The organism is Pseudomonas sp. A-R-19 (assembly GCF_019956575.1).
In the GTDB taxonomy this organism is placed as follows: Bacteria; Pseudomonadota; Gammaproteobacteria; order Pseudomonadales; family Pseudomonadaceae; genus Aquipseudomonas.
In genome coordinates this window covers 60535-72569 of sequence record NZ_JAHBDR010000055.1, presented here as the reverse complement: position 1 = coordinate 72569, position 12035 = coordinate 60535, and the positions used below count along the sequence as shown (strand labels likewise).

The window sequence follows — 12035 nt, the reverse complement described above, 5'->3', positions numbered from 1 at the left end:
GGCGATGGTGTGTCAGGCGACACCAAGGTAGCTGACACACCATCGCCAGCAAGCCGGCTCCTACAGAGGTTCTGTGTTTACAAGTCGCTGCCCTTTGGGCCGCAACCCGCTGTCGCTGATACGCGGCCGATCCGGCTCCGGTTCGCTCAGCGGTTCGCACACCTGCATCTGCTCAAGGCAACGCTGGGCCAGTTGCTGATATTCCCGGGTGCCGGCCTGTTTCCACGCCACTTCCTGATCGCTGAGGCTGCGCTTGACGCTGGCCGGCGCGCCCATGACCAGCGACTGCTCCGGGCATTCGAAGCCAGCCTTTACAAATGCCGCCGCCGAAACGAATGAACGAGGGCCGATCCGGGCGTTGTCCATGACCACCGCATTCATGCCCACCAATGCGTCGGCGCCGATCCGGCATCCGTGCAGCACCGCGCCGTGGCCGATGTGACCGTTGCGCTCGACCACGGTGTCGCTGTCGGGAAAACCGTGCATCACGCAGGTGTCCTGCAGGTTGGCCCCCTCCTCCAGCACGATCCGCCCGAAGTCCCCGCGCAGGCTGGCCAGCGGACCGACATAGCAATGCGGGCCGATGATCACGTCACCGATCAATACGGCGGATGGATGCACATAGGCGCTCGGGTCAACCACCGGAGTCAGGCCATCAAGGCTGTAACAGGTCATGAAAGCGTCCCTCACAAAGCGATGCAAATAATGACTCATTTTGTATCACATCACTTTTACAAGCACAAAGACTAAAAAGCGTATCACTTGAAATAGCGCTTTCCGACGAATGCAAACGGGACACAAAAATCAGGCTAAAACCCAATAAATGCTTGGTAAAAACCACTACAAGCGCTCATACACCAGGAGACATTCAAATCAAAACCCTCACCAATAAGACACATTAAATCTATTTTCGTATTGCTTTTACGTATCACGTTACAGCTATACTTGGGTAAAACCGGCCCCTGCGGCCGATCCAATAACGAGCCGGCACCACGCCGCGCCTGCACCGTGAGGGCATCCGCCATGCCTCTAACCCTTGCCGTCGAATTGATCGAGCCTGGCGTCCGCCTGATTACCCTGCAGCGCCCGCAAGCCCTGAACGCCTTGACCACCGAATTGCTGGGCGAGCTGGCCGATGAACTGAACATCGCGCAAGCCGACCCGGACACCCGCGTCGTGGTCCTCACCGGCAGCCGCAAGGCCTTCGCCGCCGGCGCCGACATCAAGGAAATGGCCGAACGCAACCTGGTCGGCATCCTCGACGACCCGCGCCAGGCCTCGTGGCAAACCATTACCCGCTTCAGCAAACCGCTGATCGCCGCCGTCAACGGCTTCGCCCTCGGCGGTGGCTGCGAACTGGCGATGCACGCCGACATCATCATTGCCGGTGAAGACGCGCGCTTCGGCCAGCCGGAAATCAACCTCGGGATCATGCCCGGCGCCGGCGGCACCCAACGCCTGCTGCGCGCCGTCGGCAAGTCCATGGCCATGCAGATGGTGCTGACCGGTGAGCCGATCGATGCCCGCCAGGCCCAGCGCGCCGGCCTGGTCAGCGAAGTGACCCAGCCGGAGTTCACCGTCGACCGCGCCCTGCACATCGCTCGCAGCATCGCCGCCAAGGCACCGCTGGCCGTGCGTCTGGCCAAGGAGTCACTGCTCAAGGCCATGGACACCGACCTCGCCAGCGGCCTGCGCTTCGAGCGCCACGCGTTCACCGTGCTGGCCGGCACCCGCGACCGCGACGAGGGCATTGCCGCCTTCCAGGACAAGCGCAGCCCGACTTTCACCGGGCAATAAAGCGGCCACTGAAATCCGAATTCGAACGACTGCCAAGAGAACGCCAAGACCATGAACTTCGAACACATCCTGTTTTCCATCGACGCCGGCGTTGCCCTGCTCAGCCTCAATCGGCCGGAGCAACTCAACAGCTTCAACACCCAGATGCACGGCGAAGTGAAGGAAGCGCTCAAGCAAGTGCGGCAGAACCCGGACGTGCGCGTCCTGCTGCTGACCGGTGAAGGCCGCGGCTTCTGCGCAGGGCAAGACCTGAGCGACCGCAATGTCGCGCCGGGCAGCGCCGTGCCGGATCTGGGCGAATCCATCGAGAAGTTCTACAACCCGCTGATCCGCCAGCTGCGCGACCTGCCGCTGCCGGTGATCTGCGCGGTCAACGGCGTTGCCGCTGGCGCCGGCGCGAATATTCCGCTGGCCTGCGACCTGGTCCTGGCCGCCCGTTCGGCCAGCTTCATCCAGGCGTTCTGCAAGATCGGCCTGATCCCGGATTCCGGTGGCACCTGGACCCTGCCGCGCCTTGTGGGCATGGCTCGGGCCAAGGCATTGGCACTACTGGGCAACCGTCTTACCGCCGAACAAGCCGAGCAATGGGGCTTGATCTACCAGTGCGTGGACGACGCTGATTTGCGCGACGAAGCCCTGAAACTGGCCCGCCACCTGGCGACTCAACCGACCTATGGTCTGGCGCTGATCAAGCGCAGCCTGAATGCCAGCCTGAGTAACACCTTCGACGAGCAGCTTGAGCTTGAGCGCGACCTGCAACGCCTGGCCGGGCGCAGCGAGGACTATCGCGAAGGCGTCGGCGCCTTCATGGAAAAACGCACCCCAAGCTTCAAGGGGCGCTGAGTCATGACCGCACTGAACACTTCTGCACGCATCGCGGTGATCGGCGCCGGCGCCATGGGGGCCGGTATTGCCCAGGTCGCGGCACAGGCCGGTCATCCGGTGTTGCTCCTGGACAACCGCCCGGGCGCTGCCGCTCAGGCCATCGAGGGCATTGATCGGCAACTGGGCAAACGGGTCGAGAGCGGCAAACTGCCAGCCGAATCGCGCAGCGCAACAATTGCCCGCCTGCAAGCCGTGGAAGCCATCGAAGCCCTGGCCGACTGCGACCTGATCATCGAGGCCATCGTCGAGAACCTCGAGGTCAAGCGCGCACTGTTCCGCCAGCTCGAAGACATTTGCGGCGAGCACTGCATTCTGGCCAGCAACACCTCGTCGCTGTCGATCACCAGCATCGCCGCGCAGCTTGAACATCCAGAACGCCTGCTCGGCCTGCACTTCTTCAACCCGGCGCCGGTGATGGCGCTGGTGGAAATCGTTTCCGGCCTGGCCAGCGACCCGGCCCTTGCCGAATGCCTGTACGACACGGCCAAGGCCTGGGGCAAAAAACCGGTGCACACCCGCTCGACGCCGGGCTTCATCGTCAACCGCGTGGCCCGACCGTTCTATGCCGAAAGCCTGCGCCTGTTGCAGGAAGGCGCTGCCGATTGCCCGACCCTGGATGCGCTGATGCGCGAAGCCGGCGGGTTTGCCATGGGCGCATTCGAACTGACCGATTTGATCGGCCACGACGTCAACTACGCCGTGACCTGTTCAGTGTTCGATGCCTATTACCAGGACACGCGCTTCCTGCCGTCACTGATCCAGAAAGAACTGGTGGACGGTGGGCGCCTGGGACGCAAGAGCGGTCAGGGTTTCTACAGCTATGCCCAAGGTGCGGAGCGCCCGCACGCCGCTGAAATCAACAGCGCTGCGAAGGTCGAGGTTTGTGCTGTGGAAGGCGACCTCGGTATCGCTAAAGGCTTGCTCGCACGCTTGCATGAACAAGGCGTCGAGATCATCCAGCGCGATGGTCAAGGCTTGCTGCGCGTCGGTGACGCCGTGCTGGCCTTGAGCGACGGGCGCATGGCCTGTCAGCGCGCTCGCGAAGACGGGCTGCGCAACCTGATCCTGCTGGACCTGGCGTTCGACTACGACAAAGCCGAGCGCATTGCGATCAGTTACTCGGCCGGTATCGACCCTCAGGCACTCGACCAAGGCGTGGCGCTGCTGCAACGGGCCGGCCTGAAGATCAGCCTGCTCAGCGACAGCCCGGCCCTCGCCGTACTGCGCACCGTCGCCATGCTTGCCAACGAAGCCGCCGACGCCCTGCTGCAAGGCGTGGCCTCGGCCGCCGACATCGACCTGGCCATGCGCGCCGGGGTCAATTATCCACAAGGGCCGCTGGCCTGGGCGGATGCCATCGGTCTGGGGCACATCCTGAACGTGCTGGAAAACCTGCAAGCCAGTTATGGCGAAGAACGCTACCGGCCATCGCTGTTGTTGCGCCGCCGGGTTGCCGAAGGGAGAAACTTCCATGACTAACCATGAAGCGATGTCCCTGGCCAGTGAATGCGCGCAATCGTTGTTCCAGCGCGACGCCGCCAGCCAGGCCATGGGTATGCGCCTGCTCTCCGCCGGCCCCGGCTGCGCACGAGTGGGCATGACCGTGCGCGCCGACATGCTGCAGGGCCACGGCACGTGCCACGGCGGTTACCTGTTCGCCCTCGCCGATTCGGCGTTTGCCTTTGCCTGCAACAGCTACAACGAGGCCACCGTGGCCATCGGTTGCAGCATCGACTACATCGCCCCGGCCCGCCTGGGCGACACGCTGAACGCCGACTGCATCGAGCAGAGCCGTTCCGGGCGCACCGGCAACTACGACGTACGCATTGAAAACCAACAGGGCCAGTTGATCGCCCTGTTCCATGGCAAATCCTACAAAGTGCGCGGCCCGGTGCTGACGCAGGAGACCCCGAATGAATGACGCCCTGATCATCGACGCCGTCCGCACCCCGATTGGCCGCTACGCCGGCGTGCTGAGCAGCGTGCGTGCCGACGACCTCGGCGCGGTGCCGTTGCGCGAACTGCTGCGCCGTCACCCGCAAGTGGACTGGAGCACGGTCGACGACGTGATCTACGGCTGCGCCAACCAGGCCGGCGAAGACAACCGCAACGTCGCACGCATGTCGGCATTGCTGGCCGGGCTGCCGGTCAGCGTCCCCGGCACCACCCTCAATCGCCTGTGCGGCTCCGGGCTGGATGCCATTGGCACCGCCGCCCGCGCCATTCGCAGCGGCGAAACCGGGCTGATGCTGGTCGGTGGCGTCGAATCGATGTCCCGCGCACCGCTGGTGATGGGCAAGGCCGAGCAGGCGTTTTCCCGCTCGGCGGAGATCTTCGACACCACCATCGGCTGGCGCTTCGTCAATCCGCTGATGAAAAAGGCCTACGGCATCGACTCCATGCCGGAAACGGCGGAGAACGTCGCCGAACAGTTCAACATCTCCCGGGCCGACCAGGACGCCTTCGCCCTGCGCAGCCAGCAGCGTGCAGCGGCCGCCCAGGCCAATGGGCGCCTGGCGAAAGAAATCGTCGCCGTGGAAATCTCCCAGCGCAAAGGCCCGGCCAAAGTGGTCGAGCACGACGAACACCCGCGCGGCGACACCACCCTTGAACAGTTGGCGAAACTCGGCACGCCGTTCCGCGAAGGCGGCAGCATCACCGCCGGCAACGCCTCCGGGGTCAACGACGGCGCCTGCGCGCTGTTGCTGGCTAGCCCGGAAGTCGCCAAACGCCACGGCCTGACCGCCCGCGGCCGGGTCGTGGCGATGGCCACTGCGGGTGTCGAACCCCGGATCATGGGCATCGGCCCGGTGCCGGCGACCCGCAAGGTGCTGGAAGTGGCCAACCTGAGCCTGGCCGACATGGACGTGATCGAGCTCAACGAAGCCTTCGCCGCACAGGGCCTGGCCGTACTGCGCGAACTGGGCCTGAGCGACACCGACCCACGGGTCAACCCCAACGGCGGCGCCATCGCCCTGGGCCATCCGCTGGGCATGAGCGGCGCACGACTGGTCACCACCGCCCTGCATGAGCTTGAGGAACGTAATGGCCGCTATGCCCTGTGCACCATGTGCATCGGCGTCGGCCAGGGGATCGCGCTGATCATCGAGCGTCTATCCCACTAAAGAATCGCGATTCCCAAGGAGCCGAGAGGTATCCTTGGGGCATGCACTCAAAGCCCTTGTGCAAAAGGGCTGGAACACAAAAACAATTCGAGTGAACACATGAACATGCCAATAGCCAAAGCCGCCCTCGGCCCAATGCTGGACCCGCTGGAAACCGCCAGCATCGACGAGCTGCGCCAGCATCAGCTGGAGCGCCTGCGCTGGAGCCTGAACCACGCCTACAACAACGTGCCGCTGTACCGTCAGCGCTTCGATGCGCTGGGCGTGCACCCGGACGACATCAAGTCCCTCGACGACCTGGCGAAGTTCCCTTTCACCACCAAGTCCGACCTGCGGGACAACTACCCCTACGGCATGTTCGCCGTGCCGATGAACGACATCGTGCGCCTGCACGCGTCCAGCGGCACCACCGGCAAACCGACGGTTGTGGGCTACACCCAGAATGACATCGACACCTGGGCCAACGTGGTGGCGCGCTCGATCCGCGCCGCCGGCGGCCGGCGTGGCGACAAGGTGCACATTTCCTATGGCTACGGCCTGTTCACCGGCGGCCTCGGCGCGCACTACGGCGCCGAACGCCTGGGTTGCACCGTGATCCCGATGTCCGGCGGCCAGACCGAGAAACAAGTGCAACTGATCAAGGATTTCCAGCCGGACATCATCATGGTCACGCCGTCCTACATGCTCAACATCGCCGATGAAATCGAGCGCCAGGGCATCGACCCACACAAACTGGCCCTGCGCCTGGGCATCTTCGGTGCCGAGCCGTGGACCGCCGAACTGCGCAGCGCCATTGAGCAACGCCTGGGTATCACCGCCCTGGACATCTACGGCCTCTCGGAAATCATGGGGCCAGGTGTCGCCATGGAATGCGCAGAAACCAAAGACGGCCCGACCATATGGGAAGACCACTTCTACCCGGAAATCATCGACCCGGTCACCGGCGAAGTGCTGCCGGACGGGCAGATGGGCGAACTGGTGTTCACCTCATTGAGCAAAGAAGCCCTGCCGATGATCCGCTACCGCACCCGCGACCTGACGCGCCTGCTGCCGGGTACCGCGCGGCCGATGCGCCGTATCGACAAGATCACCGGGCGCAGCGATGACATGCTGATCATTCGCGGGGTGAACGTGTTTCCGACGCAGATCGAGGAGCAGGTTCTGAAAGTTAAACAACTTGCCGAGTGCTATGAGATCCATCTGTATCGCAATGGCAACCTGGACAGTGTTGATGTGCATGTCGAGTTGAAGGCTGAGCACCAGCACCTGAGTGACGAACAGCAGAAGGCTGTTTGTGGGGAGTTGAGCAAGCACATCAAGACGTATATCGGGATCAGTTCGCGGATCGTTTTGCAGCCTTTCCATTCGATCAAACGGTCGGAGGGCAAGGCTTGCCACGTGGTGGATAAACGTCCGAAAGCATGACCTCCTAAAGCATGACTGCTGCACCCTTTATGGCCCCGCTTTTGCGGGGCTTTTTTTTTGCCTAGGCTTTAGCACAATCCCTGTGGGAGCGGGCTTGCTCGCGAAGGCTTTGTGTCAGGCGATGAGGATTTTGTGGGTGTACATATCCGTTGTTGCGGTAACGGCGGCTTAGGGTTCCGCCCTTACGGCGGGTCACTTTGGAAAAGCCCCAAAGTAACCAAAGGGCTCTTGCCCCTTTCGTTCGGTGCCTCGCCCAGGCTCGGCATGCCCTCGCTCCGGTCCTACTCCGTGGGCCCGCCGCCATCGGCCATCCATGGCCGGGGGCGACTAACCCGGCATCCATGCCGGGTTGCCCACTGCGCAGAACCTCCTCTCGGCCTCTCGAGGGGGCGTGCACCGCAAAAGCGAAACCGAGGCGGCCTACCGGCCGGCCTGATCGTGAGGTTGTACACCCCTCCCCGTAGGAGCTCGGCTTGCCGGCGATGGCGCCACCCCAGCCAACCCTGCTGCACCTGACACACCGCCATCGCCGGCAAGCCAGTTCCTACAGGGGTTGAGTACGTCTGAGAGAGATTGGGTGGCTGGCAGGCCGCCATCGCCGACATCGCTGGCAAGCCAGCTACTACAAGGGTTGAGTACGTCTGAGAGAGATTGGGCGGCTGGTAGGCCGTTATCGCTGGCAAGCCAGCTCCTACAGTTGGGCCGGGTATGCCTGCGAGAGATTAGTTGGCTGGCAGGCCGTCTTCGCGAGCGAGCCCGCTCCCACAGTTTGAGTGGCGTGTATCTGCGAGGGATTGGTTGGCTGGCAGGCCGCCATCGCCGGCAAGCCAGCTCCTACAAGGGTTGAGTACGTCTGAGAGAGATTGGGCGGCTGGTAGGCCGTTATCGCTGGCAAGCCAGCTCCTACAGTTGGGCCGGGTATGCCTGCGAGGGACTGGTTGGCTGGCAGGCCGTCTTCGCGAGCAAGCCAGCTCCTACAGTTTGAGCGGCGTGTACCTGCGAGGGATTGGTTGGCTGGCAGGCCGCCATCGCCGGCAAGCCAGCTCCTACAAGGGTTGAGTACGTCTGAGAGAGATTGGGCGGCTGGTAGGCCGCCATCGCCGGCAAGCCAGCTCCTACAAGGGTTGAGTACGTCTGAGAGAGATTGGGCGGCTGGTAGGCCGTTATCGCTGGCAAGCCAGCTCCTACAGTTGGGCCGGGTATGCCTGCGAGGGACTGGTTGGCTGGCAGGCCGTCTTCGCGAGCAAGCCAGCTCCTACAGTTTGAGCGGCGTGTACCTGCGAGGGATTGGTTGGCTGGCAGGCCGCCATCGCCGGCAAGCCAGCTCCTACAAGGGTTGAGTACGTCTGAGAGAGATTGGGCGGCTGGTAGGCCGCCATCGCCGGCAAGCCAGCTCCTACAAGGGTTGAGTACGTCTGAGAGAGATTGGGCGGCTGGTAGGCCGTTATCGCTGGCAAGCCAGCTCCTACAGTTGGGCCGGGTATGCCTGCGAGGGACTGGTTGGCTGGCAGGCCGTCTTCGCGAGCAAGCCCGCTCCCACAGTTTGAGCGGCGTGTACCTGCGAGGGATTGGTTGGCTGGCAGGCCGCCATCGCTGGCAAGCCAGCGCCTACAGTTTGGCCGGGCATGTCTGCAAGAAATTGGTCGGCCGGCAGGCCGTCTTCGCGAGCAAGCCCGCTCCCACAAAAGAGCAAAGGCAGAGCGGCGTACACCCACGCCCCTCACCACTCATCAGGCCGAGCGTTAGCTCGCCTGCAGCTCTTGATCTTGATCCACCCGCCCCCTCGGAAGGCTGAGTGGAGGTGTTCATCCGGGGATTGGCGCGCAGCGCCGTTCGACGCAGTCGAACTCATCGCATGTAGGTGCCAGCGAAGCCAACCGGAGGGCGATGCCCCCGGATGAATGCCGGAGCGAAGGAACCCCGAGCCTAAGCGAGGGGCCGTACGCCAGGGGCGAGACCTTTTGGTTCCTTTTGGGGCGTTTGCCAAAAGGGACTCGCCGTAAGGGCGAAACCATAAGCCGCCGTTACCACAGAAACGGATATGTACCCCCCCCCCAAAAAGCGCCCACCACCCAAAGCGATACAAAAAACAAATACGACACGTCATTTTCAGTTTGATATTAATTTCTGTATCGCTTATAAAGTTCCCAATGCCCCAGAACAGATTCAAGGCGGGAACTCAAAAATGTACGCACAGCTAGTAGAAACAGGCGTAAAGCGCATCAAGGACCTCTCGGAAATGTCCGAACAGGAACGCGCATTCCAGGAAAAAATCGATTCAGAAATCAAGATCGAAGCCAAGAACTGGATGCCAGATGCCTACCGCCAGACCCTGATCCGGCAGATTTCCCAGCACGCCCACTCCGAAATCGTCGGCATGCTGCCCGAAGGCAACTGGGTCACCCGCGCACCCAGCCTCAAGCGCAAACTGCAGTTGATGGCCAAGATCCAGGACGAAGCCGGCCACGGCCTGTACCTGTACAGCGCCATGGAAACCCTGGGCGCCGACCGCGATGAAGAAGTCGCCAAGCTGCACAGCGGCAAGGCCAAGTACTCGAGCATCTTCAATTACCCGACGCTGAACTGGGCCGACATGGGCGCGGTGGGCTGGCTGGTCGATGGCGCCGCGATCGTCAACCAGGTGGTGCTGCAGCGCACCTCCTACGGCCCCTACTCCCGGGCCATGGTGCGCATCTGCAAGGAAGAGAGCTTCCACCAGCGCCAGGGCTACGAAATCCTCCTGACCATGATGCGCCACGGTACCCAGGCGCAAAAAGACATGGTCCAGGACGCGATCAACCGCCTCTGGTGGCCGTCGCTGATGATGTTCGGCCCAAGCGACGAACACTCGCCCAACAGTGCCCAGTCCATGGCCTGGAAAATCAAGCGCCAGAGCAACGACGAACTGCGCCAGCGCTTCGTCGACCAGACCATCCCGCAGCTGGAACTGCTGGGCTGCACCTGCCCCGACCCGGACCTGAAGTGGAACGCCGAACGCGGCCACTACGACTTCGGCGAAATCCAGTGGAACGAATTCTACGAAGTGCTCAAGGGCAACGGCCCGTGCAACCAGGAACGCGTCGCCACCCGCCGCAAGGCGATTGAAGACGGTGCCTGGGTTCGTGAAGCCGCCGTCGCCCATGCCCGTAAAAAACAAAACAAGAACGCCGCCTGATCCGGCCACCTGATGTGGAGTAACTGAAATGTCCGAGTGGACCCTCTTCGAAGTCTTCGTGCGCAGCAAGCACGGCCTCAACCACAAGCATGTCGGCAGCGTGCATGCCGCCGACACCACCATGGCCATCGAGAACGCGCGCGAGCTCTACACCCGTCGCAGCGAAGGCGTAAGCCTGTGGGTGGTGCCTTCGGCATTGATCACCGCCTCGTCGCCGGATGAAAAAGACCCGCTGTTCGATCCGTCGGACGACAAGGTCTACCGCCACGCCAGCTTCTACGAGCTGCCGGCCGAAGTCGGGCACATGTGAGGTCGACCATGAATAACAAGACCGATCTGATCGAATACCTGCTGCGCCTCGGCGACAGTGCCCTGATCCAGGGCCAGCGTCTGTGCCAATGGTGCGGCAAGGCCCCGGCACTGGAAGAAGAGCTGGCGCTGATGAACGTCGGCCTCGACCTGGTGGGCCAGGCACGCAACTGGCTGGAATACGCCGCCGAACTGCTGGACGACGGCCGCGATGCCGATCACCTGGCGTTCCGTCGCGACGAGCGCGCCTACCGCAACCTGCTGTTGGTGGAACAACCCAACGGCGACTTCGCGGTGACCATGCTCAAGCAGTTTCTCTATGACGCTTGGCATTTGCCGGTGCTGCAGGGCCTGAGCCAGTCCAGCGACGAACGCATTGCCGGGATTGCCGCCAAAGCCGTGAAGGAAGCGACCTATCACCTGCGCCGCTCCGGCGAGTGGATCGAGCGTATGGGCGACGGCACCGAGGAAAGCCACAAGCGCATGCTCGCCGCCATCCCCGAAGTCTGGCGTTTCACCGTGGAACTGATCGCCGCCGACGACAGCGAACAGCGCCTGTGCGAAGCCAGCATCACCCCGGACATCGCCAGCGTCGCCGCGCAGTGGCAGGCCAAGGTCGAGCAGATTTTCACCAGCGCCACCCTGCCCGTTCCCGCGGCGCCGAACTACTTCTACCTGAATGCACGCAAGGGCCTGCACAGCGAACACCTGGGCATCCTGCTCGCCGAAATGCAGTTCCTGCCACGAGCGTACCCCGATGCAACCTGGTGAGCTGATCGCCAGCGACCTCGGCGCCCGGCCGGCTCAACCGACCGACCTGGCCGCCGCCTGGGCGATCCTGTCGGAGGTCATGGACCCGGAAGTGCCGGTGGTCAGCGTCGTCGACCTCGGCATCGTCCGCGACCTGGACTGGCAGGCCGGACATCTTCACGTGGTGGTCACGCCGACCTACTCCGGTTGCCCCGCCACCGAAGTGATCGAAAGCGACATCCGCGAAGCCCTGGAACTGGCCGGATTCAAGGCGCCGTTACTTGAGCGCAAGTTGACCCCGGCCTGGACCACCGACTGGATCAGCGACAGCGGCCGCGAACGCCTGCGGGCCTATGGCATTGCGCCGCCCGAGGGCAGCACCAGCAAGCGCAGCCTGCTCGGCGAAAGCCCGCAGGTTGTGTGCCCGCAATGCGGCAGCGCCCACACCGAGGTGCTCAGCGAGTTCGGCTCCACCGCGTGCAAGGCCCTGTACCGCTGCGTCGATTGCCGGGAACCGTTCGACTATTTCAAGTGCATCTGAGCGGCGAATCGGCCGTCCCAGCTGGAGA

At 63.1% G+C, this 12035-nt stretch carries 11 protein-coding genes; 10 read left to right on the top strand and 1 reads right to left on the bottom strand.

Features of this window, described 5'->3' with window-relative positions; all coding sequences use genetic code 11:
• Positions 1-60: 60 nt before the first annotated feature.
• Positions 61-675, bottom strand: a complete 615-nt coding sequence (gene paaY / locus KGA88_RS15155) for a phenylacetic acid degradation protein PaaY (RefSeq protein WP_223592235.1) — start codon at positions 673-675, stop codon at positions 61-63.
• Positions 676-1023: 348 nt separating this feature from the next.
• Between paaY and paaF the strand changes: the two genes are divergently transcribed.
• From paaF to paaD, 10 genes are all read left to right on the top strand, one after another.
• Entirely contained in the window at positions 1024-1797 is a 774-nt protein-coding gene (gene paaF, locus KGA88_RS15150) for a 2,3-dehydroadipyl-CoA hydratase PaaF (protein ID WP_110661788.1), read from the top strand.
• A 51-nt stretch (positions 1798-1848) separates the two neighbouring features.
• Positions 1849-2640, top strand: a complete 792-nt coding sequence (gene paaG / locus KGA88_RS15145) for a 2-(1,2-epoxy-1,2-dihydrophenyl)acetyl-CoA isomerase PaaG (RefSeq protein ID WP_110661789.1) — start codon at positions 1849-1851, stop codon at positions 2638-2640.
• A 3-nt stretch (positions 2641-2643) separates the two neighbouring features.
• Entirely contained in the window at positions 2644-4161 is a 1518-nt protein-coding gene (paaH, locus tag KGA88_RS15140) for a 3-hydroxyacyl-CoA dehydrogenase PaaH (protein ID WP_223592233.1), read from the top strand.
• Positions 4154-4603: a hydroxyphenylacetyl-CoA thioesterase PaaI gene (gene paaI / locus KGA88_RS15135; RefSeq protein ID WP_110662904.1), complete on the top strand. Its 450-nt coding sequence runs from the start codon at positions 4154-4156 to the stop codon at positions 4601-4603. The genes paaH and paaI overlap by 8 nt, the downstream gene beginning before the upstream one ends.
• Entirely contained in the window at positions 4596-5807 is a 1212-nt protein-coding gene (gene pcaF / locus KGA88_RS15130; protein WP_223592231.1) for a 3-oxoadipyl-CoA thiolase, read from the top strand. The genes paaI and pcaF overlap by 8 nt, the downstream gene beginning before the upstream one ends.
• Positions 5808-5906: 99 nt before the next feature.
• Positions 5907-7232, top strand: a complete 1326-nt coding sequence (gene paaK, locus KGA88_RS15125) for a phenylacetate--CoA ligase PaaK (protein ID WP_110662700.1) — start codon at positions 5907-5909, stop codon at positions 7230-7232.
• Positions 7233-9417: 2185 nt separating this feature from the next.
• Entirely contained in the window at positions 9418-10407 is a 990-nt protein-coding gene (gene paaA / locus KGA88_RS15120) for a 1,2-phenylacetyl-CoA epoxidase subunit PaaA (RefSeq protein ID WP_223592229.1), read from the top strand.
• Between the two features lie 28 nt (positions 10408-10435).
• Positions 10436-10717, top strand: coding sequence for a 1,2-phenylacetyl-CoA epoxidase subunit PaaB (gene paaB, locus KGA88_RS15115; RefSeq protein ID WP_007943393.1), 282 nt, complete (start codon positions 10436-10438; stop codon positions 10715-10717).
• 8 nt (positions 10718-10725) lie between these two features.
• Positions 10726-11487 carry a 1,2-phenylacetyl-CoA epoxidase subunit PaaC gene (paaC, locus tag KGA88_RS15110; RefSeq protein ID WP_223592227.1) on the top strand — a complete coding sequence of 254 codons (762 nt, stop codon included), beginning with the start codon at positions 10726-10728 and terminating at the stop codon, positions 11485-11487.
• Positions 11474-12007: a 1,2-phenylacetyl-CoA epoxidase subunit PaaD gene (paaD, locus tag KGA88_RS15105; RefSeq protein WP_110662294.1), complete on the top strand. Its 534-nt coding sequence runs from the start codon at positions 11474-11476 to the stop codon at positions 12005-12007. Before paaC ends, paaD begins: the two co-directional genes overlap by 14 nt.
• The last annotated feature ends 28 nt before the right edge of the window (positions 12008-12035 follow it).

Bases quoted from the DNA above. Each gene is read 5' to 3' on its own strand.
- paaY (WP_223592235.1), bottom strand. From the start codon at position 675: ATGACCTGTTACAGCCTTGATGGCCTGACTCCGGTGGTTGACCCGAGC.
- paaF (WP_110661788.1), top strand. From the start codon at position 1,024: ATGCCTCTAACCCTTGCCGTCGAATTGATCGAGCCTGGCGTCCGCCTG.
- paaG (WP_110661789.1), top strand. From the start codon at position 1,849: ATGAACTTCGAACACATCCTGTTTTCCATCGACGCCGGCGTTGCCCTG.
- paaH (WP_223592233.1), top strand. From the start codon at position 2,644: ATGACCGCACTGAACACTTCTGCACGCATCGCGGTGATCGGCGCCGGC.
- paaI (WP_110662904.1), top strand. From the start codon at position 4,154: ATGACTAACCATGAAGCGATGTCCCTGGCCAGTGAATGCGCGCAATCG.
- pcaF (WP_223592231.1), top strand. From the start codon at position 4,596: ATGAATGACGCCCTGATCATCGACGCCGTCCGCACCCCGATTGGCCGC.
- paaK (WP_110662700.1), top strand. From the start codon at position 5,907: ATGAACATGCCAATAGCCAAAGCCGCCCTCGGCCCAATGCTGGACCCG.
- paaA (WP_223592229.1), top strand. From the start codon at position 9,418: ATGTACGCACAGCTAGTAGAAACAGGCGTAAAGCGCATCAAGGACCTC.
- paaB (WP_007943393.1), top strand. From the start codon at position 10,436: ATGTCCGAGTGGACCCTCTTCGAAGTCTTCGTGCGCAGCAAGCACGGC.
- paaC (WP_223592227.1), top strand. From the start codon at position 10,726: ATGAATAACAAGACCGATCTGATCGAATACCTGCTGCGCCTCGGCGAC.
- paaD (WP_110662294.1), top strand. From the start codon at position 11,474: ATGCAACCTGGTGAGCTGATCGCCAGCGACCTCGGCGCCCGGCCGGCT.